This is a genomic window from Limnohabitans sp., from assembly GCF_038134685.1.
GTDB lineage: Bacteria > Pseudomonadota > Gammaproteobacteria > Burkholderiales > Burkholderiaceae_C > Limnohabitans_A.
In genome coordinates this window covers 1-22,356 of record NZ_JAYPVP010000027.1, presented here as the reverse complement: position 1 = coordinate 22,356, position 22,356 = coordinate 1, and the positions used below count along the sequence as shown (strand labels likewise).

34 protein-coding genes and 2 pseudogenes are annotated in these 22,356 nt (G+C 58.9%); 27 read left to right on the top strand and 9 right to left on the bottom strand.

Going from position 1 to position 22,356, the window contains the following annotated elements; all coding sequences use genetic code 11:
* From AAFM15_RS10460 to AAFM15_RS10400, 13 genes and pseudogenes are all read left to right on the top strand, one after another.
* Positions 1–80: pseudogene (locus AAFM15_RS10460) on the top strand (elongation factor Tu); the annotation flags it as partial.
* A gap of 73 nt (positions 81–153) precedes the next feature.
* Positions 154–465 carry a 30S ribosomal protein S10 gene (gene rpsJ, locus AAFM15_RS10455; RefSeq protein ID WP_054257904.1) on the top strand — a complete coding sequence of 104 codons (312 nt, stop codon included), beginning with the start codon at positions 154–156 and terminating at the stop codon, positions 463–465.
* Between the two features lie 183 nt (positions 466–648).
* Positions 649–1,311: a 50S ribosomal protein L3 gene (gene rplC / locus AAFM15_RS10450; protein ID WP_341686654.1), complete on the top strand. Its 663-nt coding sequence runs from the start codon at positions 649–651 to the stop codon at positions 1,309–1,311.
* Positions 1,311–1,931: a 50S ribosomal protein L4 gene (rplD, locus tag AAFM15_RS10445; RefSeq protein ID WP_341686653.1), complete on the top strand. Its 621-nt coding sequence runs from the start codon at positions 1,311–1,313 to the stop codon at positions 1,929–1,931. Before rplC ends, rplD begins: the two co-directional genes overlap by 1 nt.
* Complete coding sequence (rplW, locus tag AAFM15_RS10440) at positions 1,928–2,242, top strand: 50S ribosomal protein L23 (RefSeq protein ID WP_341686652.1); 315 nt, start codon at positions 1,928–1,930, stop codon at positions 2,240–2,242. Before rplD ends, rplW begins: the two co-directional genes overlap by 4 nt.
* 2 nt (positions 2,243–2,244) lie before the next feature.
* Positions 2,245–3,069, top strand: a complete 825-nt coding sequence (rplB, locus tag AAFM15_RS10435) for a 50S ribosomal protein L2 (RefSeq protein WP_341686651.1) — start codon at positions 2,245–2,247, stop codon at positions 3,067–3,069.
* A gap of 10 nt (positions 3,070–3,079) precedes the next feature.
* Positions 3,080–3,355, top strand: a complete 276-nt coding sequence (rpsS, locus tag AAFM15_RS10430) for a 30S ribosomal protein S19 (protein WP_003059413.1) — start codon at positions 3,080–3,082, stop codon at positions 3,353–3,355.
* Between the two features lie 9 nt (positions 3,356–3,364).
* Positions 3,365–3,694, top strand: coding sequence for a 50S ribosomal protein L22 (rplV, locus tag AAFM15_RS10425; protein ID WP_341686650.1), 330 nt, complete (start codon positions 3,365–3,367; stop codon positions 3,692–3,694).
* 17 nt (positions 3,695–3,711) lie between these two features.
* Positions 3,712–4,578 (top strand): 30S ribosomal protein S3, encoded by an 867-nt coding sequence (rpsC, locus tag AAFM15_RS10420; protein ID WP_341686649.1) that lies wholly within the window; start codon positions 3,712–3,714, stop codon positions 4,576–4,578.
* A gap of 11 nt (positions 4,579–4,589) precedes the next feature.
* Complete coding sequence (gene rplP, locus AAFM15_RS10415) at positions 4,590–5,006, top strand: 50S ribosomal protein L16 (RefSeq protein WP_296293417.1); 417 nt, start codon at positions 4,590–4,592, stop codon at positions 5,004–5,006.
* 16 nt (positions 5,007–5,022) lie between these two features.
* The gene (gene rpmC / locus AAFM15_RS10410; protein ID WP_341686648.1) at positions 5,023–5,217 is read left to right on the top strand and encodes a 50S ribosomal protein L29; all 195 of its coding nucleotides are present in this window, start codon (positions 5,023–5,025) and stop codon (positions 5,215–5,217) included.
* Between the two features lie 9 nt (positions 5,218–5,226).
* Positions 5,227–5,496 carry a 30S ribosomal protein S17 gene (gene rpsQ, locus AAFM15_RS10405; protein WP_341686647.1) on the top strand — a complete coding sequence of 90 codons (270 nt, stop codon included), beginning with the start codon at positions 5,227–5,229 and terminating at the stop codon, positions 5,494–5,496.
* An 89-nt stretch (positions 5,497–5,585) separates the two neighbouring features.
* Positions 5,586–6,092, top strand: a complete 507-nt coding sequence (locus AAFM15_RS10400) for a peroxiredoxin (RefSeq protein ID WP_341686646.1) — start codon at positions 5,586–5,588, stop codon at positions 6,090–6,092.
* A 3-nt stretch (positions 6,093–6,095) separates the two neighbouring features.
* Here the strand turns inward: AAFM15_RS10400 and AAFM15_RS10395 are convergent, their stop codons facing one another.
* Together AAFM15_RS10395 and AAFM15_RS10390 are read right to left on the bottom strand one after the other, a co-directional pair.
* Positions 6,096–6,587, bottom strand: a complete 492-nt coding sequence (locus tag AAFM15_RS10395) for a GNAT family N-acetyltransferase (protein ID WP_341686645.1) — start codon at positions 6,585–6,587, stop codon at positions 6,096–6,098.
* Positions 6,588–6,632: 45 nt separating this feature from the next.
* Positions 6,633–7,298: a cytochrome b/b6 domain-containing protein gene (locus AAFM15_RS10390; protein ID WP_341686644.1), complete on the bottom strand. Its 666-nt coding sequence runs from the start codon at positions 7,296–7,298 to the stop codon at positions 6,633–6,635.
* 95 nt (positions 7,299–7,393) lie between these two features.
* Here AAFM15_RS10390 and AAFM15_RS10385 point away from each other — a divergent pair, with 95 nt between their 5' ends.
* Entirely contained in the window at positions 7,394–7,846 is a 453-nt protein-coding gene (locus AAFM15_RS10385) for a cytochrome c (protein ID WP_341686643.1), read from the top strand.
* Between the two features lie 12 nt (positions 7,847–7,858).
* Here AAFM15_RS10385 and AAFM15_RS10380 read toward each other — a convergent pair whose 3' ends face one another.
* Together AAFM15_RS10380 and AAFM15_RS10375 are read right to left on the bottom strand one after the other, a co-directional pair.
* A complete protein-coding gene (locus tag AAFM15_RS10380) occupies positions 7,859–8,365 on the bottom strand; it encodes a TlpA disulfide reductase family protein (protein ID WP_341686642.1) in 507 nt (168 codons plus the stop codon).
* 17 nt (positions 8,366–8,382) lie between these two features.
* Positions 8,383–9,627, bottom strand: a complete 1,245-nt coding sequence (locus tag AAFM15_RS10375; RefSeq protein ID WP_341686641.1) for a CaiB/BaiF CoA-transferase family protein — start codon at positions 9,625–9,627, stop codon at positions 8,383–8,385.
* Between the two features lie 51 nt (positions 9,628–9,678).
* Between AAFM15_RS10375 and AAFM15_RS10370 the strand changes: the two genes are divergently transcribed.
* The 4 genes from AAFM15_RS10370 to ptsP are packed head-to-tail and all read left to right on the top strand — an operon-like array spanning position 9,679 to position 12,687.
* The gene (locus AAFM15_RS10370) at positions 9,679–10,224 is read left to right on the top strand and encodes a hypothetical protein (protein WP_341686640.1); all 546 of its coding nucleotides are present in this window, start codon (positions 9,679–9,681) and stop codon (positions 10,222–10,224) included.
* 21 nt (positions 10,225–10,245) lie between these two features.
* Positions 10,246–10,689, top strand: a complete 444-nt coding sequence (locus AAFM15_RS10365) for a PTS fructose transporter subunit IIA (protein ID WP_341686639.1) — start codon at positions 10,246–10,248, stop codon at positions 10,687–10,689.
* The gene (locus AAFM15_RS10360; protein WP_341686638.1) at positions 10,658–10,927 is read left to right on the top strand and encodes an HPr family phosphocarrier protein; all 270 of its coding nucleotides are present in this window, start codon (positions 10,658–10,660) and stop codon (positions 10,925–10,927) included. Before AAFM15_RS10365 ends, AAFM15_RS10360 begins: the two co-directional genes overlap by 32 nt.
* Before the next feature lie 2 nt (positions 10,928–10,929).
* On the top strand, positions 10,930–12,687 hold the full coding sequence (ptsP, locus tag AAFM15_RS10355) for a phosphoenolpyruvate--protein phosphotransferase (protein WP_341686637.1): 1,758 nt from the start codon (positions 10,930–10,932) through the stop codon (positions 12,685–12,687).
* Here the strand turns inward: ptsP and AAFM15_RS10350 are convergent, their stop codons facing one another.
* Positions 12,688–13,521, bottom strand: coding sequence for a DMT family transporter (locus AAFM15_RS10350; protein WP_341686636.1), 834 nt, complete (start codon positions 13,519–13,521; stop codon positions 12,688–12,690).
* Between the two features lie 35 nt (positions 13,522–13,556).
* Here AAFM15_RS10350 and AAFM15_RS10345 point away from each other — a divergent pair, with 35 nt between their 5' ends.
* Entirely contained in the window at positions 13,557–13,910 is a 354-nt protein-coding gene (locus tag AAFM15_RS10345) for a carboxymuconolactone decarboxylase family protein (RefSeq protein ID WP_341686635.1), read from the top strand.
* 6 nt (positions 13,911–13,916) lie between these two features.
* Here AAFM15_RS10345 and lipA read toward each other — a convergent pair whose 3' ends face one another.
* Genes lipA through AAFM15_RS10325 form a run of 4 tightly spaced genes read right to left on the bottom strand, consistent with a single transcriptional unit; the run spans position 13,917 to position 16,336 of the window.
* Positions 13,917–14,918, bottom strand: coding sequence for a lipoyl synthase (gene lipA, locus AAFM15_RS10340; protein WP_341686634.1), 1,002 nt, complete (start codon positions 14,916–14,918; stop codon positions 13,917–13,919).
* Between the two features lie 28 nt (positions 14,919–14,946).
* Positions 14,947–15,609, bottom strand: coding sequence for a lipoyl(octanoyl) transferase LipB (gene lipB, locus AAFM15_RS10335; RefSeq protein WP_341686633.1), 663 nt, complete (start codon positions 15,607–15,609; stop codon positions 14,947–14,949).
* Positions 15,609–15,887 (bottom strand): DUF493 family protein, encoded by a 279-nt coding sequence (locus AAFM15_RS10330; RefSeq protein ID WP_341686632.1) that lies wholly within the window; start codon positions 15,885–15,887, stop codon positions 15,609–15,611. The genes lipB and AAFM15_RS10330 overlap by 1 nt, the downstream gene beginning before the upstream one ends.
* Before the next feature lie 5 nt (positions 15,888–15,892).
* The gene (locus AAFM15_RS10325; RefSeq protein WP_341686631.1) at positions 15,893–16,336 is read right to left on the bottom strand and encodes a DUF2269 family protein; all 444 of its coding nucleotides are present in this window, start codon (positions 16,334–16,336) and stop codon (positions 15,893–15,895) included.
* A gap of 279 nt (positions 16,337–16,615) precedes the next feature.
* Between AAFM15_RS10325 and AAFM15_RS10320 the strand changes: the two genes are divergently transcribed.
* The 8 genes and pseudogenes from AAFM15_RS10320 to AAFM15_RS10285 form a co-directional block, all read left to right on the top strand.
* Positions 16,616–17,041, top strand: a complete 426-nt coding sequence (locus AAFM15_RS10320; protein WP_341686630.1) for an ATP synthase subunit I — start codon at positions 16,616–16,618, stop codon at positions 17,039–17,041.
* Between the two features lie 18 nt (positions 17,042–17,059).
* Positions 17,060–17,938, top strand: a complete 879-nt coding sequence (gene atpB / locus AAFM15_RS10315; RefSeq protein ID WP_341686629.1) for a F0F1 ATP synthase subunit A — start codon at positions 17,060–17,062, stop codon at positions 17,936–17,938.
* Positions 17,939–17,999: 61 nt separating this feature from the next.
* Positions 18,000–18,248 carry a F0F1 ATP synthase subunit C gene (gene atpE / locus AAFM15_RS10310; RefSeq protein WP_035603606.1) on the top strand — a complete coding sequence of 83 codons (249 nt, stop codon included), beginning with the start codon at positions 18,000–18,002 and terminating at the stop codon, positions 18,246–18,248.
* A gap of 38 nt (positions 18,249–18,286) precedes the next feature.
* Positions 18,287–18,757, top strand: a complete 471-nt coding sequence (locus AAFM15_RS10305) for a F0F1 ATP synthase subunit B (protein ID WP_341686628.1) — start codon at positions 18,287–18,289, stop codon at positions 18,755–18,757.
* A 25-nt stretch (positions 18,758–18,782) separates the two neighbouring features.
* Positions 18,783–19,319: a F0F1 ATP synthase subunit delta gene (locus tag AAFM15_RS10300; protein ID WP_341686627.1), complete on the top strand. Its 537-nt coding sequence runs from the start codon at positions 18,783–18,785 to the stop codon at positions 19,317–19,319.
* A gap of 44 nt (positions 19,320–19,363) precedes the next feature.
* Positions 19,364–20,917, top strand: a complete 1,554-nt coding sequence (gene atpA, locus AAFM15_RS10295) for a F0F1 ATP synthase subunit alpha (protein WP_341686626.1) — start codon at positions 19,364–19,366, stop codon at positions 20,915–20,917.
* Between the two features lie 26 nt (positions 20,918–20,943).
* Complete coding sequence (atpG, locus tag AAFM15_RS10290; RefSeq protein ID WP_341686625.1) at positions 20,944–21,813, top strand: F0F1 ATP synthase subunit gamma; 870 nt, start codon at positions 20,944–20,946, stop codon at positions 21,811–21,813.
* Positions 21,814–21,849: 36 nt separating this feature from the next.
* A pseudogene (locus AAFM15_RS10285) lies at positions 21,850–22,356 on the top strand (F0F1 ATP synthase subunit beta); the annotation flags it as partial.

The following is a 22,356-nucleotide window of genomic DNA, read 5'->3' as shown; positions in this document are numbered from 1 at the left end:
TGGAAGAAGGTCTGCGTTTTGCTATCCGCGAAGGCGGCCGCACTGTCGGCGCCGGCGTGGTGGCCAAGATCATCGCTTAATTGTTGTGAATCAGTCGTCACTGGCCCTCGGGCTGGTGACGTCCCTTTTCACTGAATCACACAAGGAATCGATATGTCCAAGCAAAAAATCCGCATTCGCCTGAAGGCGTTTGACTACAAACTGATCGACCAGTCCGCTGCCGAGATCGTGGATACCGCCAAGCGCACCGGCGCCATCGTCAAGGGCCCCGTGCCCCTGCCGACGCGCATGAAGCGTTTCGACATCCTGCGTTCGCCGCACGTGAACAAGTCCAGCCGTGACCAGTTCGAAATCCGTACGCACCAGCGTCTGATGGATATCGTGGATCCCACGGACAAGACGGTTGACGCCCTGATGAAACTCGATTTGCCTGCTGGCGTCGACGTCGAAATCAAACTGCAGTAATGCAGTGCTGACGGGTGTAAACCCGTCAAAACCACTTGAAACATAGCGCCGCTTGCCAGATCTGGCGGGTGGCGCTATAATTTCAGGCTCACCCCGTTTTGGGGTGGGAATTATTAACCCTCTTTCATACACCAAACGAAGCTGCCAATTGCAGTGGCTTCGGTGAAAGTTCTGGAGAAAACAATGAGTCTGAGCACCTCCCTGGGGTTGCTGGGCCGCAAGGTGGGCATGATGCGTCTGTTCACTGATGACGGGGATGCTGTTCCTGTCACAGTGGTGGATGTGTCCAACAACCGCGTGACCCAGGTCAAAACCCAAGAGAATGATGGCTATGTCGCCCTGCAGGTGACATTTGGCAAGCGCCGTGCTTCGCGCGTGACCAAGCCCATCGCTGGCCACCTGGCCAAAGCTGGCGTCGAAGCTGGCGAAATCATCCAAGAATTCCGCGTGACCCCCGAGATCGCTGCACAGTACGCCGCAGGCGCTGCTGTGCCCGCGACGGTGTTTGCCGCTGGCCAGCTGGTCGACGTGCAAGGCACCTCCATCGGTAAGGGTTTCGCTGGCACGATCAAGCGCCACAACTTCGGTTCGCAGCGCGCTTCGCACGGTAACAGCCGTTCGCACAACGTGCCGGGTTCCATCTCCATGGCGCAAGATCCGGGCCGCGTGTTCCCGGGCAAGCGCATGTCGGGCCACCTGGGCGACGTGACCGTCACCACCCAGAACCTGGACATCGTGCGCGTCGATGAGACCCGTGGTCTGCTCCTGATCAAAGGTGCTATCCCCGGTTCCAAGGGCGGTTTTGTGACCGTCCGTCCCGCAGTCAAAGCCAAAGGAGCGAACTGATGCAGCTCGAACTCCTGAATGACCAAGGTCAGGCCGCTTCCAAAGTGGAAGCCCCCGAAACCGTTTTTGGTCGTGAATACAACGAAGCCCTGATCCACCAGATCGTCGTGGCTTACCAGGCCAACGCGCGTCAGGGCACCCGTGCCCAGAAAGACCGCGAACAGGTCAAGCACTCCACCAAGAAGCCGTTCAAGCAAAAAGGTACAGGCAACGCCCGTGCCGGTATGACGTCTTCTCCGCTGTGGCGTGGGGGCGGTCGGATTTTCCCGAACAGCCCTGAAGAGAACTTCACCCAGAAGATCAACAAGAAGATGTACCGCGCTGGCATGGCTTCGATCTTCTCGCAACTCGCCCGCGAAGGCCGCCTGGCCGTGGTGGACTCCCTCAAAGTGGATTCCCCCAAGACCAAGCAACTGGCTGCCAAATTCAAGGCCATGAACCTGGACCACGTTCTGGTGATCGCCGAAGAAGTGGACGAGAACCTGTACCTGGCCTCGCGCAACCTGGTCAACGTGCTCGTCGTTGAACCGCGTTACGCCGATCCCGTGTCTTTGGTGCACTTCAAGAAAGTGCTCGTCACCAAGGGCGCGATCGACAAACTCAAGGAGATGTTCGCATGAGCGCCACCAAGTTTGACGAAGGTCGTCTGATGTCCGTGCTGGTTGCCCCCATCGTGTCCGAAAAGGCCACCATGGTTGCTGAAAAATCCAACGCTGTGACTTTCAAAGTGCTACAGGACGCCACCAAGCCTGAAATCAAAGCCGCTGTGGAATTGATGTTCAAGGTCGAGGTCAAGGGCGTCTCTGTGGTGAACACCAAGGGCAAGACCAAGCGCTTTGGCAAGACCGTAGGCCGCCGTGACAACGTGCGCAAAGCCTACGTGACGCTCAAAGAGGGTCAAGAGCTGAACCTGTCCGGGGAGGCTGCGTAATCATGGCTGTCATCAAGATCAAACCGACCTCTCCCGGCCGTCGTGGCGTGGTGAAGGTCACCCGTGACCATCTGTACAAAGGCGAAGCCTACGCTCCGCTGCTGGAAGCCCAGCACCAGAAGTCCGGCCGTAACAACAACGGTCACATCACCACCCGTCACAAGGGCGGTGGTCACAAGCACCACTACCGCGTGGTCGATTTCGTGCGCAACAAGGACGGTATCCCGGCCAAGGTTGAGCGCATTGAATACGATCCGAACCGCACCGCCCACATCGCCCTGCTGTGCTACGCCGACGGCGAGCGCACCTACATCATCGCCCCCCGTGGCGTTGAAGTGGGCAGCACCCTGATGAGCGGCGCCGAAGCCCCGATCCGCGCCGGCAACACCCTGCCGATCCGCAACATCCCGGTGGGTTCGACCATCCACTGCATCGAGCTCAAGCCCGGTGCTGGTGCCCAGATCGCCCGCTCGGCTGGCGCATCTGCCACCCTGCTGGCCCGCGAAGGCGTCTACGCTCAGGTGCGTATGCGTTCTGGCGAAGTCCGCAAGATCCACATCGAGTGCCGCGCCACCATCGGTGAAGTCGCCAACGAAGAGCACAGCCTGCGTCAACTGGGTAAAGCCGGTGTCAAGCGCTGGATGGGCATTCGCCCGACCGTCCGTGGTACCGCCATGAACCCGATCGACCACCCGCACGGTGGTGGTGAAGGTCGTACTGGTGAAGGCCGCAATCCGGTGGACCCGTGGGGTAACCTCACCAAGGGCTACCGTACCCGTAACAACAAGCGCACACAGTCCATGATTGTGTCGCGCCGCAAGAAATAAGGGGTAGGCAATGACTCGTTCACTGAAAAAGGGTCCGTTCGTTGACCATCACCTGCTGGCCAAGGTCGAAAAGGCCATCGCCACCAAGGACAAGAAGCCCGTCAAAACCTGGTCGCGTCGCTCCATGGTTCTGCCCGAGTTCATCGGTCTGACCATCGCCGTTCACAACGGCAAGCAACACGTGCCGGTTTACGTGACTGACCAGATGGTCGGCCACAAGCTGGGTGAATTCGCGCTGACCCGTACCTTCAAGGGTCACCCCGCGGACAAAAAGGCCAAGAAATAAGGAAAGACCATGGAAACACGTGCAGTCCTCAGGGGCGTCCGTCTGTCGGTCGACAAAGGCCGCCTGGTCGCTGACCTGATTCGCGGCAAGAAAGTGGATCAAGCCTTGAACATCCTGACCTTCACGCAGAAAAAAGCTGCTGTGATCGTCAAGAAAGTTCTGGAATCCGCGATTGCCAACGCCGAGCACAACGACGGTGCTGACATTGACGAACTCAAAGTCAAGACCATCTACGTTGAGCAAGGCACCACGCTCAAGCGTTTCACCGCCCGTGCAAAGGGTCGTGGCAACCGTATCAGCAAGCCCACATGCCATGTGTATGTGACGGTCGGTAACTAAGAAAGCCAGGAAGAACTATGGGACAGAAAATCCATCCTACCGGCTTCCGTCTGGCCGTTACCCGTAATTGGGCCAGCCGCTGGTACGCCAACAACCGCGACTTCGCCGGCATGCTGGCCGAAGACGTGAAGGTGCGTGAGTACCTCAAGGCCAAGCTCAAGAACGCCGCCGTTTCGCGCGTGCTGATCGAGCGCCCCGCCAAGAGCGCCCGCATCACCATTTTCTCGGCTCGTCCGGGCGTGGTGATCGGCAAGAAAGGCGAAGACATCGAGACCCTGAAAAAGGAACTCGCTGCTCGCATGGGCGTGCCTGTCGCCGTGAACATCGAAGAAGTGCGCAAGCCTGAAACCGATGCTCAACTGATCGCCGACAGCATCACCCAGCAGCTGGAAAAGCGCATCATGTTCCGCCGCGCCATGAAGCGCGCCATGCAGAACGCCATGCGCCTGGGTGCCCAAGGCATCAAGATCATGTCTTCCGGTCGTTTGAACGGCATCGAAATCGCTCGTACCGAGTGGTATCGCGAAGGCCGTGTGCCCCTGCACACCCTGCGCGCCGATATCGACTACGGCTTCTCCGAAGCCAAGACCACCTACGGCATCATCGGTGTCAAGGTGTGGGTCTACAAGGGTGACTACCTGGGCCGCAACGAAGCTCCCGCAGCTGAGCCGCGCGCCGACGAAGAGCGTCGCCCACGTGGTCCGCGCCGTGATGGCCGTGGTCCCGCAGGCGATCGCCGTGGCGGTCCCCGCCGTGCCTCCGGCACCAATGCCGCCCCCGCCGATGGCAGCGACAAGCCTGCCGGCGCTGGTGGTGATGCCAAACCCGCCGTTAAGCGCGTTCGCACAGTCGCCGCGCCAGCTGCAGCAGCTGACGGTCAATAAGGAGTAACAACATGCTGCAACCCGCACGCAGAAAGTTCCGCAAGGAACAGAAAGGCCGCAACACCGGCATCGCTACCCGTGGCAACACGGTGGCTTTCGGTGACTTCGGCCTGAAGTCCACGGACCGTGGCCGTCTGACGGCCCGCCAGATCGAATCCGCTCGTCGTGCCATTTCCCGTCACGTCAAGCGCGGTGGCCGTATCTGGATCCGTGTGTTCCCCGACAAGCCGATTTCCACCAAGCCCGCAGAAGTGCGTATGGGTAACGGTAAGGGCAACCCCGAGTACTACGTGGCTGAAATCCAGCCGGGCAAGGTGCTGTACGAGATCGTCGGCGTGCCCGAAGAACTCGCACGTGAAGCCTTCAAGCTCGCCGCTGCCAAGTTGCCCCTGCGCACCACGTTCGTGGCCCGCATGATCGGCCAGTAATCAGGAGAAAGAAGAAATGAAAGCTGCTGAACTGCGCCAAAAAGACGTTGATGGCCTGAAAGCCGAGATCAAGGACCTGCAAAAGGCTCACTTTGGTCTTCGCATGCAGAAAGCCACGCAACAACTCGGCAACACCGGTACCCTCGGCCAGACTCGCCGTGCTATCGCCCGTGCCAAGACCATCCTTGCTGAAAAGCAAGCCGCCAAATAAGGAGTGACCATGACGGAAGCCAAAACATCCCTCAAGCGCACCTTGATTGGCAAGGTCGTTAGCGACAAGCGCGCCAAAACCGTGACGGTTCTGGTCGAGCGTCGCGTCAAGCACCCGATCTACGGCAAGATTGTTGCCAAGTCGAGCAAGTACCACGCCCACGACGCCAACGGTGATTTCCACCTGGGCGACGTGATCGAGATCACCGAAAGCCGTCCGATCTCCAAGACCAAAAACTGGGTTGCGACCCGTTTGGTCCAGAAAGCTGCCGTGGTGTAAGCCTATCCGGCCCTTCACTGCAAGCTTTGCCAAAACGACCCACAATGCGTGGGTCGTTTTTTTTCGCCTCAACACAACAGGAGCACCTCATGATTCAAGTCGGCAACCAACTTCCCGCAACCACCTTGATGGAATACATCGATACGCCCAGCGAGGGTTGCAGCATAGGTCCACAGGCGGTGGAAGTGAGTCAAGCCAGTGCAGGCAAAACCATTGCCTTGTTCGCGCTGCCCGGTGCCTTCACTCCCACCTGCTCCGCCAAGCATGTGCCAGGTTATATCGAGCAGTTTGACGCTTTGCGTGCGGCGGGTGTGGACGAGATTTGGTGCCTGAGCGTCAACGACGCATTTGTGATGGGCGCCTGGGGACGCGAGCTGGGCGCTGCGGGCAAAGTCCGCATGTTGGCCGATGGCAGTGCCGATTTTGCCAAGGCCACGGGTCTGACCTTGGACCTGACGGCGCGCGGCATGGGCTTGCGCAGTAACCGTTACTCCATGCTGGTCAAAGATGGCAAGGTGGTGACGCTCAACATCGAGGGCCCCGGCAAATTCGAGGTCAGCGATGCGCAAACGATGCTCGCCCAGGCCAGGGGCTGAAGCTCAGTCGATCTCGACTTTGAGGTAGTGTGCCCCCGCATAGGGGTTGTGATAGTACGGAGGGATCTCGGTGAAGCCGAGATCCTCGTACAACGCACGGGCGGCTTCCATGTCGTCCAAGGTGTCCAAGAGTACCGTGCTGTAACCAGCCAGGCGTGCTTGGTCCAAAATGTGCTCGGTGAGAAGCCGGCCCAAGCCAAAGCCACGAAATGGCTTGCGCACATACAGGCGCTTCATCTCGGCGGCATTAGGGTAGTCAGCGGTATCTGCCGGTCGTAAGGCGCAGCAGCCAGCAACCTCGCCGTCGACACGAGCGAGCACTAAGGCTCCACGCGGCTCGGCATATTCTCCGGGAAGTCCGCCAAGTTCAGCCTCAAAGTCCTGGAAAGCCAGGTCCACATTCAATGTCCCTGCGTACTCGCGAAAGATGCCGCGAATCAGGTCCAGGTCGTCTGGTTGCTGAGCAGGCGCAAGAGAGATGGAGGCAGGAGTCAAGGTGTCACAAAGAAAACATTTGAAGCAACAGTTTAACCAAACCGATCAAGTGCCATCGGCGAGATGCACCAAAGACCAGACCAGTGCGCTGCAGCAGGCCAGCAAGGCCATTGCCCAAAGGCGTTGACGCCAGCCATCTGCACTGGCAGGGGCGGGTTGATCCAAAGTCTTGTTGCCATGGATCATGGGAGGTACCAGTGCGACGTCCTTCTTGAGCTTGTAAGTGACGATGGCCAGGACATGGATGATCGACAGCACCAAAACGAAGAGCTTGCCCAGTTGGGTGTGCCACGAGGTGGCCAGGCTAACCCACTCACCAGAGACCAAGCTGGTCAAAGGGCCTTGGTTGGCAATCTCATCGTCGCTGAGCAAACCCGTCAACGCCTGCAAAAGCAAAACGGACAAAATCGCGATGACGGAATACGAGCCCACAGGGTTGTGCCCCAAATGTGTTGGAGGCCACTGCCCACGCAAGTATGTGTTGATGGACTTGAGGCCCATCGGAAAATGGGAAAAGCGCGACCAGTGGCCGCCCAGCAAGCCCCAGAAAAACCGGAAAAAAACCAAAGCCAGGACACAGTAACCGAGCAGGAAATGCAGGGCCATGACATCCCCGCCAATATTGCCGGTGACGATCAAAGCAACGACGCAGAGCACTAAGGCCCAATGGAACAGTCGAGTGGGCAGATCCCAGGTGCGAATCGTGTACATGGATGATCCTTGTTAAAGCAAACTTCATCAAATCGTGGGACACTTTAAGCCATCTCACGCCATGATGGCGTGACGATTCTCAAGGAGTCCTGGACATGAAACGTACTCACCTGCTGGCATTGATTCTGGCAACACTCGGCAGCACAGCTGCGCATGCGCAATTTGCCAAACCCGAAGATGCACTCAAGTACCGCAAGGGCAGCTTCTTTGTGATGTCGCAACACTTTGGTCGCATTGGTGCCATGGCCCAGGGCAAAGTGCCTTTTAATGCGGCCGCTGCTCAGGAAAACGCCGAAGCCGTGGCCATGCTGGCCAAGTTACCATGGGCCGCTTTTGGCGACGGTACAGACATGGTGCCCGAGACCAAGGCCAAAGCGGCCATTTGGGAGCAACCCGCCAAGTTCAAGGAAGCGGCCGAGAAGCTGGTCAAAGAATCAGAGAACCTGCGTGTGGCCGCCAAGACCGGCAACCTCGATGCCGTGAAAAAAGCCTTCAGCGCCACAGCCGGCACTTGCAAGGCCTGTCACGACCAGTTCAGGGACAAGTGATCAGCCGGCTGGTCAGGCCTTGAGGAGCTGCGCCAGCAACTGGTGCAGTTCCTTGAAGTCGGGCGGACCCACATAGCGCTTGACGATGGCGCCGTGTTTGTCGATCAAAAATGTGGTGGGGGTGAGCTCAATACCGCCCCAAGCCTTGGCTACAGCCCCGGTGTTGTCGATCGCCACCTTGAACGGCAACTGCCGCGTTTGCGCGAAGTTGACCACATAGCTTGGTGGGTCGTAACTCATGGCGACTGCAATGGTCTCAAAGCCCTGGTCTTTGAATTGCTTGTAAGTGTCGATCAGTTCGGGCATTTCGGCGACACAGGTGGTGCAGCTGGTGGCCCAGAAATTGATCAAGGCCACTTTGCCTTGCAGTTGTTCGGTGCTCAAGCGGCTGCCGTCCAGGAGCACAAAGTTCGATACGGGCGCTTTGTCCGAAGAGCATGCGGTCAAACCAGCAGTCAGCACACCCAGCGCCAACAAACCCCAGCCGCGACGGTTCAAGAGACGAGAAATCAGCATCATGTGATCGAGTTTACGCTTCAGATAATCCCTTTGTCCCGAAGGGCTTGCATGGCCTCGGGAGATTGTCCAAGCAAATCGCCCAACACCTGTGTCGTGTGCTGGCCCAACTGGGGAGGGCACAGATCCTTGCGCACCGGGGTCTTGCTCATATGAATCGGGCTGGCGACCAAGCACAGGTCGGGCTGCTGCGGGTGGTTCCACCTGTCGACCATGGCGCGTGCCTGTACTTGCGGGTCGTTGAAGACTTCGTCCAAGCGGTTGATGGCACCACAAGGGACCTTGGCCGCTTCCAACGCCGTCAGCCAGTCGGCCTTGCTGCGCGTGAGCAAGCGTTCTTGTAGCAAGGGCACCAGGATTTCGCGGTGGCGAACCCGCTCTGCATTGGTGGCGTAGCGGGGGTCCTGTGCCAGTTCGGGACACTGGATGACGGTGCAGAATTTGGCGAATTGTCCATCGTTGCCCACGGCCACAATGATGTGGTCTTTCGCTTCAGGCGCTGCATCATGAGCAGGGGCGACTTCAAACACCTGATAAGGCACGATGTTGGCGTGGGCATTGCCCGCCCGTGTGGGCACCTTGTTGCCCACGAGGTAGTTGGCGCCCATATTTGCCAGCATCGCCACTTGTACATCCAGCAAGGCCATGTCCAGGTACTGACCTTCGCCGGTACGTTCGGCATGGCGCAGTGCCGCCAAAATCGCCACAGAGGCGTACATGCCGGTGAACAAGTCGGCCACAGCCACGCCTACTTTTTGGGGGCCGCCGCCTAAATCGTCACGCTCACCGGTGATGCTCATCAACCCGCCCATGCCTTGAATGGCGTAGTCGTAACCTGCTCGGTCTTTATAAGGGCCTTCTTGACCAAAACCCGTCACGCTGCAGTAGACCAGCTTGGGGTTAAGGTCACGCAAGCTCGCATAGTCCAGCCCGTAACGGGCCATATCACCCACCTTGAAGTTTTCAATGAACACATCGCAATGCGGCACCAAAGCACGGATGATGGCTTGGCCTTCGGCTTGCGAAATATCGCAGGTCAACGATCGTTTGTTGCGGTTGCAGCTTAAAAAGTAGGCGGCATCTTGTGTATCCCGCCCTTGTGCGTCCGGCATGAAGGGTGGCCCCCAGCCGCGCGTGTCGTCTCCAGCGCCCGGGCGCTCGACCTTGATGACGTCAGCGCCCAGGTCAGCCAGAGTTTGCGTGCACCAGGGTCCAGCCAGCACGCGTGAAAGGTCCAGGACCCGAATTCCATCTAATGCATTCATGTTGGCATTGTGACCAATTGCCTTGGGTCTGGCTGTCGCGATAATCACATGATGAGCAAAATTTCTTTCCCAAGCCGTCTCGCGAGCCTGTTGTTGGCGGTGTTGGCATTAACGGCTTGTAGTCCCGAAATGGATTGGCGCAGTGTGGGTTTTGAGGGCAGTACGCTCAAAGTGCAACTGCCTTGCAAGCCTGACCGGACCACCCGACGTGTGACCATGGGCGCCAGCAGTGTGGATCTGCACGTTGCCGGGTGTGAGTTGGACCACAGCATGGTGGCTGTCATGACGGCGCAACTGCCTCAAGGGGCAGATGCCAACGCGATCTTGCTCGGTTGGCAAAACATCACCTTGGACAATGCGCGTGCCCGTGTTGACGCGCGTCAACCGTGGAGCAAGAGCGGCATGATGGCCCTGCCGGCGAGCGAGCGGGTGCAAGCCCTGGGCCAACGTCCTGATGGACGCCCGGTGCAGATGCAGGCGGTATGGGGAGCTTTTGCGCAAGCTGAGCACATGCATATCGTGCACGCCGTGGTCTATTCAGACAAGCGTAGCGAGGAGCCTGCAGCAACCCTGTTCGATGCGATTGCGTCGCGCTGATCTGAGCTGATAATGAGCCCCATGAACGGCATTCTGATCATTGCCCACTCCCCTTTGGCCCAAGCGTTGCTGGACTGTGTGTTGCATGTCTTCCCTGACAGTGCGCAGGGGGTGCGTGCGCTGGATGTGCCTGCCAAAGAGGCGCCCGAAGAGACCTTGCTGCGCGCTCGTCAGCTGGCCAACGATTGGAATGTCGAGGCCATACTCATTCTCAGTGATGTGTTTGGTGCCACGCCCTGCAATGTGGCGCAGCAACTCAACGATGGCGTGCACACCCGGCTTGTGGCGGGGGTCAACCTGCCCATGCTGCTGCGCAGCGTTTGTTATCGGCATGAAAGCCTGGAGGCGCTGGTGGCGCGTGCGCAGTCAGGTGGAACGCAAGGCATCATGAGTGTGGGCAGCACGGCCCCGCAGAATCAGACAGGAAAAAAACATGGCCCAAGCCACCACGACCATCAGCAATAAACTAGGCTTGCATGCCCGCGCCTCGGCCAAGCTCACCAAACTGGCGGGCAGTTTTCCTTGTGAGGTATGGATCAGCAAGGGTTCCCGCCGCGTGAACGCCAAAAGCATCATGGGCGTCATGATGCTGGCAGCTGGGTTGGGCAGTGAGGTCCAGCTCGAAACTCTGGGCGAGCAGGAAGATGAAGCGTTGGCGCAGTTGCTGGCCTTGTTCGAAGACAAGTTCGGCGAAGGACAGTAAGCATGACATTCAGCATCCATGGATTGGCGGTGGCGCGTGGTGTGGCCATTGGCCGCGCGGTGCTGGTCGCGTCCAGTCGGGTGGATGTGGCTCACTATTTCATTGAGCCTGAGCAGGTTCCTGCAGAAATTGATCGCTTGCGTCGCGCCCGGGATGAGGTGGTGCAAGAGCTGCAAAAACTGCAAAAAGACATGCCCAAGGATGCGCCGCACGAATTGACGGCGTTGCTCGATGTGCACTTGATGCTCCTGCAGGACATGGAGTTGACGGCTGGCGTGCGCCAGTGGATTGAAGAGCGTTTCTACAACGCCGAGTGGGCGGTGACCAGTCAGCTCGAAGTGATTGCCCGGCAATTCGACGAGATGGAAGACCCCTATCTGCGTGAACGCATCGCAGACATGGAGCAGGTCGCAGAGCGCGTCTTGTTTTGCCTCAAAGGCAGCGTCTCGCCGGTCACGCAACCCCGTCGTGCTGTGCGTCCGCAGCAAGAGTTGCAGCTCGATGACACCATGGATGTGCCGTTGGTGCTTGTGGCCCACGATTTGTCACCTGCGGACATGCTGCAGTTCAAGCAAAGCGTGTTTGCTGGCTTTGTGACCGATGTGGGGGGTAAAACTTCGCACACGGCCATCGTTGCGCGTAGCCTCGACATTCCCGCTGTGGTGGGGGCGCGCACAGCCAGTCAATTGATTCGCCAAGACGACTGGATCATCATTGATGGCGACGCGGGCGTGGTCATCGTGGATCCCTCGCCCATTGTGTTGGCTGAGTATGGCTTCAAGCAGCGCCAGGGTGCCCTGGAGCGGGAGCGGTTGTCGCGCCTGAAGCACACGCCTGCGGTGACGCTGGACGGCGAACGCATCGAACTCTTGTCCAATATCGAAATGCCTGAAGATACAGATGCCGTGGTGCAGGTGGGCTCGGTGGGCGTGGGTTTGTTTCGCAGTGAGTTTTTGTTCATGGGGCGCCAAGGCAACCTGCCTGGCGAAGACGAGCAATACGAGGCCTACAAGCGTGCCGTCGAGGGCATGAAAGGCATGCCCGTCACTATCCGCACCGTGGATGTCGGCGCTGACAAGCCTTTGGACGAAGCGCGTCACGATGCAGCGCATCTGAACCCGGCGCTGGGCTTGCGAGCCATTCGCTGGAGTCTGGCGGACCCGTCCATGTTCCTGACCCAGCTGCGCGCCATTTTGCGCGCTGCAGCGCACGGCAAAGTCAATATGTTGGTGCCCATGCTGGCTCACCACAGCGAAATCCGTCAGACGCTGGCCTTGCTTGAGCAAGCGCGTCAGGAGCTCGATCGCAGGGCGGTCGCCTATGGTGCCGTTCAAGTGGGTGCCATGATCGAAGTGCCAGCCGCTGCGTTATCCGTGCGCATGTTCCTGCGCTATTTTGACTTCCTGTCGATCGGGACCAATGACCTGATTCAGTACACCCTGGCCATTGACCGGGCCGATGAATCGGTGGCCCATCTGTATGACCCTTTGCACCCGGCCGTGCTGCGCCTGGTGGCCGATACGATTGCCGAATCCCGTCGGCAGGGAAAGTCGGTGTCCGTTTGTGGCGAAATGGCGGGCGATGTGGGCATGACACGCTTGCTGCTGGGCTTGGGGCTGCGCAGTTTTTCCATGCACCCTTCACAAATCCTGCTTGTCAAACAGCAGGTGCTGCGTGCCGACACAACAAAACTCGCCGAGTGGGCGCAGCGTGTGATGGACAGCGAAGATCCTGCTGCTGTGCTGGCCGAACAGGCCTGATCAGCGGCGTTGCCCCACAAAGGCTGCGCCCACAATCAGCACTGCCGCCAGAGCAATCGGCCAGCTCAGGGCTTGACCGCGAAGCCACAGCAGCAAGACGGTAGACAGCAAGGGCGTGAGAAAACTGAGCAGCCCGATGTGTTGCGCATTGCCTCGTTTGAGGGCCGCGTCCCACAAAAAGAAAGCGCCACCTAATGGACCTAAGCCCATGGCAGCGACCAGCAGCCAGTCGGTTGTGCTGGGCTGCACAGAGGGCTCCCAAAGCACATGGCAGAGCAGTGCCAACAAACCTGACACAAACGCAAAGCCGCCAATGGCTGAAGTGGGAAAGTGCGCAACTCGGCGCGTCAACAGTGAATAACTGGCCCAGATAAAGGCGGAGCCCAGCGCGGGCACATAACCCCAGGCCCATTCGGCCGACAGACTCCGACCCCCGGTGATGGCCAGCGCAGCACCTGCGAAGCCCATGAGTGCAGCGAGGACGTGTTGTTTGCGCAGCACGGCATCCGGCAGGAACAGAGGCGCCATGACCACAATGCCCAGCGGCCACAGGTAGTTGACCAGGTTGGCCTGCACGGGCGGCGCGTAGCGCAAGGCGATGAACAGCAGAAAGTGAAACCCGAACAGCCCATACACCCCCATGGCCAACGTGCTCAGGGGAACGCGCCATTGACGCGGATCAAATCTGGACAGGGGCAGTGCAAGCACACTACCAATGAGCAGCGCAACGCCTGTCAGCCAAAACGGTGGCAGGTGAGCCAGCTGAACCCCCAATGGAGCCAAGCTCGCCCACAACAAGATGGCGCCCAAGGCGAGGAGTTGCGCGTTCGGCATGCTGTTTTTGAATGTCAAATCGAGGAGTAAATCATATGAGCACTTTTGACCATTCTGGTCTGATGCAGAACATCAACACCTGCCTGGGCCCGTTTCGCAAATCTCAATCCGAAGCCATGATGGGTTTTGGCCAGTTGGCCAAGGCGGCGATGGCCGAGGGCGCCGTCAGCGAAAAGAACAAGGAGTTGATTGCATTGGCTATTGGCGTGACACAGCATTGCTCGGGGTGCATTGGTTTTCACGTCAAGGCTTTGCACCGCCTGGGGTGCACCCGTCAGGAGCTCGATGAAATGCTGGCCGTGTGCGTTTACATGGGCGGTGGCCCTGCGCTGATGTATGCCGCCGAGGCCGTGAAAGCCTTCGAGAGCCTCGACCCGGCGCAGGCTTGAAGTGCTTTAGGTTTTCGCGGGCAACACGCCATGCGCCTGCTGATCGGCATGGTAGCTGGAGCGCACCATCGCGCCCACGGCTGCGTGCGTGAAGCCCATTTCGTAGGCTTTTTCTTCAAACATCTTGAAGGTGTCGGGATGCACATATCGGCGTACCGGCAGGTGACTGTTGCTGGGGGCTAGGTACTGGCCAATGGTGAGCATGTCGATGTCGTGCGCGCGCATGTCGCGCATGACTTCCAGAATCTCTTCATCGGTTTCGCCCAGGCCGACCATCAGGCCGCTCTTGGTTGGGATGTTCGGAAAACGCGCCTTGAAGTCCTTGAGCAATTTCAGGGAGTGCAGGTAGTCAGCTCCTGGACGTGCCTCTTTGTACAGGCGCGGCACGGTTTCCAGGTTGTGGTTCATCACGTCTGGCAGGCCGCCCGCCATGATGTCCAGCGCCTTGTCCAGGCGGCCACGAAAGTCGGGCACCAGAACTTCAATCTGCGTCCTGGGTGACAACTCCCGTGTGCGGCTGATGCACTGCACATAGTGCTCGGCACCGCCATCGCGCAAGTCGTCACGGTCCACGCTGGTGATGACCACGTAGTTGAGCTTGAGTTTGGCAATGGTTTGCGCCAGGTTCTCGGGTTCTTGCGTGTCCAGCGGATCGGGGCGGCCATGGCCCACATCGCAAAAGGGGCAGCGGCGGGTGCACTTGTCACCCATGATCATGAAGGTGGCCGTGCCCTTGCCGAAGCATTCGCCGATGTTCGGGCAGCTGGCTTCTTCGCACACCGTCACCAGCTTGTTGCTGCGCAGGATGTCCTTGATCTCGTAAAAGCGCGTGGTGGGCGAGCCGGCTTTGACGCGGATCCATTCGGGCTTCTTGAGCACTTCGGCCTGTTCGACCTTGACCGGAATGCGCGAGAGTTTGGCAGCGGCTTTTTGTTTGGCCAGCGGGTCGTAGTTCTCGAGCGTTTGTGCTTCGCGCACGACGTTGCGTTCGGGTGTGGTGTTGCTCATGGTTGTGCCTGTTGTGTGGGCGCCTGGCTCACAATCGTGTGGTGAGTTCGGTGGCCAGCACCTGCGCAGCTTCTTGCCAGGTGGTCTGAACGCCAATTGTAGAAAGATCCACGGTTTGGAGCCCGGCATAGCCGCAAGGGTTGATACGCGAGAAGGGTTCCAGATCCATGGCCACGTTCAGCGCCAGACCGTGGTAAGTGCAATGACGGCTGACCTTGATGCCCAATGCACTGATTTTGCCCAAGCCGCGAAACGGGTCGGCAGGATGTTGCGGGCCAGTCAGGGCGGCGTGGCTGAAGGGGTCCTCCAAGCGCACATAGATGCCCGGTGCGCCGCTCACACGGTGCCCAGTCACGCCAAAGTGGGCCAAGGTGCGGATGACGGACTCCTCCAGCTTGTAGACGTATTCCTTGACGAAGTAACCCCGTCTGCGAAGGTCCAGCAGCGGGTAGGCCATGACTTGGCCGGGCCCATGGTAAGTGACCTGGCCCCCGCGGTTGGTTTGCACCACGGGAACGTCGCCCGGACTCAGCACGTGCCCGGCCTGTCCGGCCAAGCCTTGGGTAAAGACGGGGGGGTGCTCGCACAACCACAGCTCGTCGGGCGTGTCGTCGGCGCGCTCGGCGCTGAAGGCCTGCATGGCCTCGTAGGTGGGCAGGTAAGGCGCCTGGCCCAGCACGCGCACTTGCATTACAAGACGACCTTGACCATGGGGTGCGAGCTCAGGCGCAAATACAGGCTGTCGAGCTGTTCACGGCTGGTGGCATTGATGTGCAGCGTCACGCCCAGGTAGTTGCCGCCTTTGCTGGGACGCAGCTCCATGCTGGCGGCGTCAAAGGCGGGGTCAAACTCCAAAGCCAGCTCGGCCAGGGTCTGGGCAAAGCCTTCGGCCATGGCGCCCATGACCTTGATGGGAAAGACGCAGGGGTATTCGATCAGCGAATCGGCGGGGGCAATAGGTGTATTCATGGTGTTCAGCGCCAGATGATGACGGCGGCTATGGCCAACCAGCCCAGACAGAAGTTGGTCACAACCAGGGGGTGAATGCGTGTCAGGGCCTGACCTGCTTGTGCCCAGTCGGCCTGTGCAAGAGCGCGGCGCAGCTGGCGGTACGGGGCGAACCAGATGTGCGCAAAAATCAGGCACATCAGCAGGCCCAACCCGCTCATGGCGTGCCAGCCTTTGGGCGCCAGGCGCATGTCTGCGCTCAGGAGCATCCAGAATCCTGAGGCCAGCAGCAATGCGATACAGGCCCAGACAAGGCCAAAAAAACGTGAGAGCACACGCCCCATCAAGGTGACGCGGACATCAGGGGCCAAGCCACCCAGGCTTGGGCGTAGCGCCCAGAGGACAAAGGCCATGCCGCCCATCCAGATGATGGCGCCGGCCAAATGCAGCCATTTGATGGTTTCGTACACGTCAGCTCCCAAGCGAGTAATCAGAGGGGGTCTATTGTCGCAGTGTGTGGCCGGGCTTGTGTTTTCGATGGGTGCAGAAAAAAGCCCCGCATTTTCGGGTTTCTACGTATAATGAAGAGCTTTGCAAATTGTCGCGTACGCGTAACCTGGTTGTAATTTGTCATGGTGAAAATTCCGGAGGAATCTCATCTACAGGCAAGTCCTACGGGTCGTGCTGCTCCCCCAGAAATGTGGGAAGACGATGATGTAAATAAGGATCTTGAGCCGCAATTCAAGCCCTTGACCCCCGATCAGGCCGCCGCTTGGCGCGCCAATCAACCCAAGGTTGATGTCTGGAAGGTGGTCGCATGGCAGGCGGGCGCCGGCATGTTGCTGGCAGCTGCAGTCGCTGTGGTCAGTGGTCAGTGGCGACTGGTGTCGTCTGTGGCCTGGGGGGTGGTGGCGGTGGTGCTGCCTTCGGCGGTGTTTGCTCGAGCCTGGGCTCGGCAAATGCGTCTGGTGCAAGCGGGTGCGGCTTTGGCCGGCTTGTTTGTGTGGGAGCTGGTCAAGATTCTGTTGACGGTGATGCTCCTGGTGGCCTCGCCGTGGGTGATTTCGCAGCTGAGCTGGTTGGCCTTGCTGGCCGGCTTTGTGGTGACTATGAAAGTGTCCTGGGTGGTCATGGCTTTGGGCTGGTGGCGTCGCAGAACACGTGAACGAATTTGAAAACTGGATTGGTGATTTATGTCTGCTGAAACCGCTGGCGCACATGGCCCCACCGCTGGAGAGTACATCCAGCACCACCTGCAGCACTTGCAGAAAGATTTTTCTTTCCAGAGCGTGAAGCAGACCAGCATCGTTGACTTCAGTCTGTTCAACTTTGACTCCTTGTTTTTCTCCGTGGTTCTGGGCTTTTTCGGATGCCTGGTGTTGTGGATGGCAGCCAGAAAAGCCACCTCGGGTGTTCCGGGGCGTTTCCAGGCAGCTGTCGAAATCCTGTCCGAAATGGTGGAAAACCAGGCCAAAGGCGTGATTCATAACGCCAAGAGCCGCAAACTCATTTCTCCTCTGGCGCTCACGGTGTTCGTCTGGATCTTCCTGATGAACGCCATGGACATGCTGCCTGTCGACCTGATCCCCCAGTTCTGGCACACCGCTGGTCCGGCCCTGGGTTTCAAGGACTACATGCGTGTGGTGCCCACTGCTGACCTTTCGACAACCCTGGGTCTGTCGTGCTCGGTGCTGTTTGTGTGTCTGGTGTACAACATCAAGATCAAAGGTCTGGGTGGCTGGGCGCACGAGTTGATTGCAGCCCCCTTTGGTGACCATTGGGCTCTGTATCCGGTCAACTTCCTGATGCAGATGATCGAATACCTTGCCAAGACGGTTTCGCACGGCATGCGACTGTTCGGCAACATGTTTGCAGGTGAACTGGTGTTCATGCTGATCGCCCTTATGGGTGGTGGCTGGGCCCTGTCCGCCACCGGCATCGGCCTGGCCATTGGTCATGTCGTTGCGGGCACTGTGTGGACCCTGTTCCACATCCTGGTCATCACCCTGCAAGCCTTCATCTTTATGATGTTGACGCTGATCTACACCGGTCAGGCGCACGACGCACACTGATGAAATTCTTCAACTGAAAACGCTTTTCTTTTCTTTTCCACTCAACTTTTAGGAGCATCTCATGGAAAACATTCTCGGCCTCGTTGCACTGGCTTGTGGTTTGATCGTTGGTCTGGGCGCTATCGGCGCTTCCATCGGTATCGCACTGATGGGCGGCAAGTTCCTGGAATCTTCTGCTCGTCAACCTGAGCTGATGAACGAACTGCAAACCAAGATGTTTATTTTGGCTGGTCTGATCGACGCTGCCTTCCTGATCGGCGTGGCTATCGCTCTGCTGTTCGCCTTCGCCAACCCCTTCGTTTTGGCTTAATTGACGGGTCTCCCTTCACTCCAAGGAAGGACTGAACCGTGAATATCAACGCAACCCTGTTCCTGCAGGCCATCGTTTTTGCGATCCTGGTGTGGTTCACGATGAAATTCGTGTGGCCCCCGATCACCAAAGCGCTGGACGAGCGGGCCCAGAAAATCGCTGACGGTCTCGCTGCCGCCGACAAAGCCAAAGCCGAACTCGCCAACGCCAATGCGCGTGTGGAGTCCGAGCTGGCCCAGTCCCGCAATGAGACGGCTTCGCGCCTGGCTGATGCCGAGCGCCGTGCCCAAGGTATCGTTGACGATGCCAAGGCGCGTGCCACCGAAGAAGGCAACAAGATCATCGCCGCTGCAAAGGCTGAAGCCGAGCAGCAGGCTGTTCAGGTGCGCGAATCCCTGCGTGAGCAGGTCGCCCTCCTGGCAGTCAAAGGCGCAGAGCAGATTCTCCGCAAGGAAGTCAACGCTGGCGTTCACGCTGATCTGCTGAGCCGCTTGAAAACCGAGCTGTAAACAGCCCCAGCCAGAGATATAGACCATGGCAGAACTTGCTACCATCGCCCGACCCTATGCCGAAGCGCTGTTCAAGGCGCAGGCATCCGATCTCGCAGGCACGGCCTCCTGGCTGGACGAACTCGCAGCCGTGAGCAGCAATGCTCAGCTGTTGCAGTTCGCAGACAACCCCAAGGTGACCGACGAGCAGGTGTTTGATCTGGTTTCGGGTGTGGTGCAAAAAGCTGTGGCACTGCCTGAAGCCGGGAAAAACTTCCTGCGCCTGGTGATCGAAAACCGACGCCTGAGCGTCTTGCCCGTGGTTGCGCAGCAGTTCCGGGCGCTCGTGAATGCCCAGTCGGGCACTGCTGACGCAGTGGTCTACAGTGCATTTGCCCTCGATGCTGCCGCCCTGAAAGAGCTTGAGCCGACGCTGGAAAAGCGTTTTGGCCGCAAGCTCAATGTGAGCGTCCAACAGGACGATTCGCTCATTGGTGGCATCCGTGTGGTGGTGGGCGACGAGGTGCTTGACACCTCCGTCAAGGCACGACTGGAACAAATGAAAGCGGCGCTCACCGCTTGATGCGGCGCGAGACCGGACTAATTTAAGGAAAGAAGGAAAGAGTCATGCAACTCAATTCCGCAGAAATTTCTGAGCTGATCAAGAGCCGCATCGAAGGCCTGGCCGCCAACGCCGACATCCGCAATCAAGGCACCGTGGTGTCCGTGACTGACGGTATCGTGCGCGTGCACGGCCTCTCTGACGTGATGCAAGGCGAAATGCTGGAATTCCCCGCCACCAAAGACGGCGTGGTGACCTACGGCCTGGCCCTGAACCTCGAGCGCGACTCTGTTGGCGCCGTGATTTTGGGTGAGTACGAGCACATCTCCGAAGGCGATACCGTCAAGTGCACGGGTCGTATTCTGGAAGTGCCCGTGGGCCCCGAGCTGATTGGCCGCGTGGTCAACGCCCTGGGTCAGCCTATCGACGGCAAAGGCCCGATCAATGCCAAGATGACCGACGTGATCGAAAAGGTTGCGCCTGGTGTGATCGCGCGTCAATCCGTGGACCAGCCTGTGCAAACCGGCCTGAAGTCCATCGACTCCATGGTGCCCGTGGGCCGTGGTCAGCGCGAACTGATCATTGGTGACCGTCAGACCGGCAAGACTGCCGTGGCCATTGACGCCATCATCAACCAGAAGGGTCAGAACATGACCTGCGTTTACGTCGCTATTGGCCAGAAGGCCTCGTCGATCAAGAACGTGGTGCGTGCTTTGGAACAAGCTGGCGCGATGGAATACACCATCGTGGTGGCCGCTTCCGCCTCCGAATCTGCAGCCATGCAGTACGTGTCCGCCTACTCCGGCTGCACCATGGGCGAATACTTCCGTGACCGTGGCCAGGACGCCCTGATCGTTTATGACGATCTGTCCAAGCAGGCCGTGGCTTACCGTCAAGTGTCGCTGCTGCTGCGTCGTCCCCCAGGCCGCGAAGCCTACCCTGGCGACGTGTTCTATCTGCACAGCCGTCTGCTTGAGCGCGCAGCCCGCGTGAACGCCGACTACGTCGAAGCCTTCACCAAGGGTGAAGTCAAGGGCAAGACTGGTTCGCTGACGGCGCTGCCGATCATCGAAACGCAAGCCGGTGACGTGTCCGCTTTCGTGCCGACCAACGTGATCTCCATCACCGACGGCCAGATCTTCCTGGAAACCAGCCTGTTCAACGCCGGTATCCGCCCCGCCATCAACGCCGGTATCTCTGTGTCCCGTGTCGGTGGTGCTGCGCAGACCAAACTGGTGAAGAACCTGTCCGGTGGTATCCGTACCGACCTGGCTCAGTACCGTGAACTGGCAGCTTTCGCGCAGTTTGCTTCTGACCTCGACGAAGCCACCCGCAAGCAGCTCGACCGCGGTGCCCGCGTGACCGAACTGCTCAAGCAGGCCCAGTACAGCCCCCTGTCCATCAGCACGATGGCCGCCACGCTGTTCGCCGTGAACAAAGGCTACATGGACGACATCGCTGTCAACCGTGTGCTGGCCTTTGAATCCGGCCTGCATGGCTACCTCAAGGACAAGCACGCTGCCCTGCTGACCAAGCTGGAAGCCGACAAGGCCATGGACAAGGACGCTGAAGCTGAACTGAACACTGCGATTGCAGCGTTCAAGAAGACCTTCGCCTGACCCCCTGACTGACCAAGGAGCCCCTTATGGCAGCAGGCAAGGAAATTCGCGGCAAGATCAAATCGGTGGAAAACACCAAGAAGATCACCAAAGCCATGGAAATGGTGGCCGCATCCAAAATGCGCAAGGCGCAGGACCGGATGCGCGCTGCTCGTCCCTACAGCGAGAAAATCCGTAATGTGGCGGCCAACCTGAGCAAGGCCAACCCCGAGTACGTGCACCCCTTCATGGTGTCCAACGAGTCCAAGACCGCTGGCTTCATCGTGGTGACCACGGATAAGGGTCTGTGCGGTGGCATGAACACCAACGTGCTGCGCGCGGTGACCAACAAGATCCGCGATCTGCAGGCGCAGGGCATGGGTACCGAAGCCGTTGCCATTGGCAACAAAGGCTATGGTTTCCTGGGCCGTGTGGGTGCAAAGGTTGTTTCGCACGTGACGCAGTTGGGCGACACCCCTCACCTGGAGCGACTCATCGGTCCGGTTAAGGTGATGCTCGACGCCTACACCCGTGGTGAAGTGAACGCCGTGTACCTCTCGTACACCAAGTTCATCAACACCATGAAGCAGGAGTCCGTGGTGGAGCAGTTGCTGCCCCTGTCGGCTGCCGACATGCAAGAGCAAGCCGGCGCGCAGCACTCGTGGGACTACATCTACGAACCCGATGCGCAAGACGTCATCGACGACCTGCTGGTGCGTTATGTGGAAGCGCTGGTCTACCAGGCCGTCGCTGAAAACATGGCTTCCGAGCAATCGGCCCGTATGGTCGCCATGAAGGCTGCCACCGACAACGCTGGCAATGTGATTGCCGAACTCAAGCTGGTTTACAACAAGACGCGTCAAGCGGCGATCACGAAGGAACTCTCCGAGATCGTTGCCGGTGCGGCAGCTGTTTAACGGCATTCACAAGATTCAAATATTGGAGCAAACAAAATGGCTCAAGTTCTAGGCAATATCGTTCAATGTATCGGCGCCGTGGTTGACGTCGAATTCCCGCGTGACCAGATGCCCAAGGTGTACGACGCCCTGAAAATGGACGGCAGCGCCCTGACCCTGGAAGTGCAGCAGCAGCTGGGTGACGGCATCGTCCGTACCATTGCGCTGGGCTCGTCCGACGGTCTGCGTCGCGGCATGCAGGTGTATAACACCAACGCCAACATCACCGTGCCCGTGGGTAAAGCCACCCTGGGCCGCATCATGGACGTGCTGGGTAACCCCATCGACGAACGTGGTCCCGTGGATCAGGCGCTGACCGCCCCCATCCACCGCAAAGCCCCTGCGTACGACGAACTGTCGCCCTCTCAAGAGCTGCTTGAAACCGGTATCAAAGTGATCGACTTGGTCTGCCCCTTCGCCAAAGGCGGTAAGGTGGGCCTGTTCGGTGGCGCCGGTGTGGGCAAGACCGTGAACATGATGGAACTCATCAACAACATCGCCAAG

Excerpts from the sequence above, each read along its gene's own strand:
- rpsJ (WP_054257904.1), top strand. The coding sequence starts at position 154 with ATGTCCAAGCAAAAAATCCGCATTCGCCTGAAGGCGTTTGACTACAAA.
- rplC (WP_341686654.1), top strand. The coding sequence starts at position 649 with ATGAGTCTGAGCACCTCCCTGGGGTTGCTGGGCCGCAAGGTGGGCATG.
- rplD (WP_341686653.1), top strand. The coding sequence starts at position 1,311 with ATGCAGCTCGAACTCCTGAATGACCAAGGTCAGGCCGCTTCCAAAGTG.
- rplW (WP_341686652.1), top strand. The coding sequence starts at position 1,928 with ATGAGCGCCACCAAGTTTGACGAAGGTCGTCTGATGTCCGTGCTGGTT.
- rplB (WP_341686651.1), top strand. The coding sequence starts at position 2,245 with ATGGCTGTCATCAAGATCAAACCGACCTCTCCCGGCCGTCGTGGCGTG.
- rpsS (WP_003059413.1), top strand. The coding sequence starts at position 3,080 with ATGACTCGTTCACTGAAAAAGGGTCCGTTCGTTGACCATCACCTGCTG.
- rplV (WP_341686650.1), top strand. The coding sequence starts at position 3,365 with ATGGAAACACGTGCAGTCCTCAGGGGCGTCCGTCTGTCGGTCGACAAA.
- rpsC (WP_341686649.1), top strand. The coding sequence starts at position 3,712 with ATGGGACAGAAAATCCATCCTACCGGCTTCCGTCTGGCCGTTACCCGT.
- rplP (WP_296293417.1), top strand. The coding sequence starts at position 4,590 with ATGCTGCAACCCGCACGCAGAAAGTTCCGCAAGGAACAGAAAGGCCGC.
- rpmC (WP_341686648.1), top strand. The coding sequence starts at position 5,023 with ATGAAAGCTGCTGAACTGCGCCAAAAAGACGTTGATGGCCTGAAAGCC.
- rpsQ (WP_341686647.1), top strand. The coding sequence starts at position 5,227 with ATGACGGAAGCCAAAACATCCCTCAAGCGCACCTTGATTGGCAAGGTC.
- AAFM15_RS10400 (WP_341686646.1), top strand. The coding sequence starts at position 5,586 with ATGATTCAAGTCGGCAACCAACTTCCCGCAACCACCTTGATGGAATAC.
- AAFM15_RS10390 (WP_341686644.1), bottom strand. The coding sequence starts at position 7,298 with ATGTACACGATTCGCACCTGGGATCTGCCCACTCGACTGTTCCATTGG.
- AAFM15_RS10385 (WP_341686643.1), top strand. The coding sequence starts at position 7,394 with ATGAAACGTACTCACCTGCTGGCATTGATTCTGGCAACACTCGGCAGC.
- AAFM15_RS10380 (WP_341686642.1), bottom strand. The coding sequence starts at position 8,365 with ATGATGCTGATTTCTCGTCTCTTGAACCGTCGCGGCTGGGGTTTGTTG.
- AAFM15_RS10375 (WP_341686641.1), bottom strand. The coding sequence starts at position 9,627 with ATGAATGCATTAGATGGAATTCGGGTCCTGGACCTTTCACGCGTGCTG.
- AAFM15_RS10370 (WP_341686640.1), top strand. The coding sequence starts at position 9,679 with ATGAGCAAAATTTCTTTCCCAAGCCGTCTCGCGAGCCTGTTGTTGGCG.
- AAFM15_RS10365 (WP_341686639.1), top strand. The coding sequence starts at position 10,246 with ATGAACGGCATTCTGATCATTGCCCACTCCCCTTTGGCCCAAGCGTTG.
- AAFM15_RS10360 (WP_341686638.1), top strand. The coding sequence starts at position 10,658 with ATGGCCCAAGCCACCACGACCATCAGCAATAAACTAGGCTTGCATGCC.
- ptsP (WP_341686637.1), top strand. The coding sequence starts at position 10,930 with ATGACATTCAGCATCCATGGATTGGCGGTGGCGCGTGGTGTGGCCATT.
- AAFM15_RS10350 (WP_341686636.1), bottom strand. The coding sequence starts at position 13,521 with ATGCCGAACGCGCAACTCCTCGCCTTGGGCGCCATCTTGTTGTGGGCG.
- AAFM15_RS10345 (WP_341686635.1), top strand. The coding sequence starts at position 13,557 with ATGAGCACTTTTGACCATTCTGGTCTGATGCAGAACATCAACACCTGC.
- lipA (WP_341686634.1), bottom strand. The coding sequence starts at position 14,918 with ATGAGCAACACCACACCCGAACGCAACGTCGTGCGCGAAGCACAAACG.
- lipB (WP_341686633.1), bottom strand. The coding sequence starts at position 15,609 with ATGCAAGTGCGCGTGCTGGGCCAGGCGCCTTACCTGCCCACCTACGAG.
- AAFM15_RS10330 (WP_341686632.1), bottom strand. The coding sequence starts at position 15,887 with ATGAATACACCTATTGCCCCCGCCGATTCGCTGATCGAATACCCCTGC.
- atpB (WP_341686629.1), top strand. The coding sequence starts at position 17,060 with ATGTCTGCTGAAACCGCTGGCGCACATGGCCCCACCGCTGGAGAGTAC.
- atpE (WP_035603606.1), top strand. The coding sequence starts at position 18,000 with ATGGAAAACATTCTCGGCCTCGTTGCACTGGCTTGTGGTTTGATCGTT.
- AAFM15_RS10300 (WP_341686627.1), top strand. The coding sequence starts at position 18,783 with ATGGCAGAACTTGCTACCATCGCCCGACCCTATGCCGAAGCGCTGTTC.
- atpA (WP_341686626.1), top strand. The coding sequence starts at position 19,364 with ATGCAACTCAATTCCGCAGAAATTTCTGAGCTGATCAAGAGCCGCATC.
- atpG (WP_341686625.1), top strand. The coding sequence starts at position 20,944 with ATGGCAGCAGGCAAGGAAATTCGCGGCAAGATCAAATCGGTGGAAAAC.